Here is a 1,363-nt window from a genome sequence, read left to right on the forward strand (position 1 = left end):
CGTTCAGCACCTCGGACCGTCCCCACAGCACACCGATTCCGGTCGGCCCGCACATCTTGTGCCCGGTGAACGCGAGCAGGTCGGCACCGAGCGCGGTGACGTCCACCGGCATGTGCGGCACCGACTGTGCACCGTCGACGAGTATCAGAGCGCCGACCTCGCGGGCCCGCTCCACGACCGTCCGCACCGGGTTGACGGTGCCGAGGAAGTTGGACTGATGCGCGAGGGAGACGATCTTGGTCCGAGAGTTGACCAGCTCGGTGAGGTCGGTCAGATCGAGCCGCCCGTCGTCGGTGAGCCCGAACCAGCGCAGCGTCGCGCCGGTACGCTGCGCGGCCAGCTGCCACGGCACGATGTTGGAGTGATGCTCCATCTCGGTGACGACGATCTCGTCGCCGGGCCCCAACCGGTACCGCGGGTCCTCAGCCAACCCGCTCGCCAGCGTGTTCGCCACCAGATTCAGCGCTTCAGAGGCGTTCTTGGTGAAGACCAACTCGTCCCGGCTCGGCGCCCCGATGAACGCCGCGATCTTGTCCCGGGCCCCCTCGTAGGCGGCCGTCGACTCCTCGCCGAGCTGGTGCACGGCTCGCGCCACGTTGGCGTTGTGCTGTTCGTAGTGCTCGGCCAACGCGTCGAGAACCGGACGAGGCTTCTGCGAGGTGTTGGCCGAGTCCAGGTACACCAACGGCTGGTCGCCGGCCAGCCGGCGCTCGAGGATCGGGAAGTCCTTGCGGATCCGGTCTACATCGAGCGGACTGGCTCCCTGGTGCGCCACGTCTGCCTCCTCTGCTGGGATGACCAACAGGTTTTCTCGTGCACTACCAGGTCTGCAACCCTGGTACGGCCTGGGAAAACCTACTGGACATGATCATTTAGGTGCGGGCGGCGGTCAGACCGCCGCGCTCGCACCGACGTAGTCGGCGTAACCCTGCTCCTCGAGCTTCTCGGCCAGCTCCGGCCCGCCTTCTTCGGCGACCTTTCCGGCCACGAAGACGTGCACGAAGTCCGGCTTGATGTAGCGCAGGATCCGCGTGTAGTGGGTGATCAGCAAGACGCCCTTGTCGCCGCTCGACGTGAACCGGTTGACGCCGTCGGACACGATGCGCAACGCGTCGATGTCCAGGCCGGAGTCGGTCTCGTCGAGCACGGCGAACGCCGGGTTCAGCAGCTCGAGCTGCAGGATCTCGTGCCGCTTCTTCTCACCACCGGAGAACCCCTTGTTCAGGTCCCGCTCGGCGAACTCGGGGTCGATCTTCAGGTTCTCCATCGCCGTCTTGACGTCCTTCACCCACGTCCGCAGCTTCGGCGCCTCACCGTCGATCGCCGTCTTCGCGCTGCGGAGGAAGTTGGACACCGAGACTCC

1 protein-coding gene and 1 pseudogene are annotated in these 1,363 nt (G+C 66.3%); both read right to left on the reverse strand.

Annotation, left to right across the window (positions count from 1 at the left end; all coding sequences use genetic code 11):
• Nucleotides 1-775: aminotransferase class V-fold PLP-dependent enzyme (locus tag ELR45_RS40270; RefSeq protein WP_240759075.1), on the reverse strand; the 775-nt coding region annotated here is incomplete at its 3' end.
• 114 nt (nt 776-889) lie between these two features.
• A pseudogene (sufC, locus tag ELR45_RS40275) lies at nt 890-1,363 on the reverse strand (Fe-S cluster assembly ATPase SufC); the annotation flags it as partial.

Source organism: Phytoactinopolyspora endophytica (assembly GCF_004138495.1).
GTDB classification, from domain to species: Bacteria; Actinomycetota; Actinomycetes; order Jiangellales; family Jiangellaceae; genus Phytoactinopolyspora; species Phytoactinopolyspora endophytica.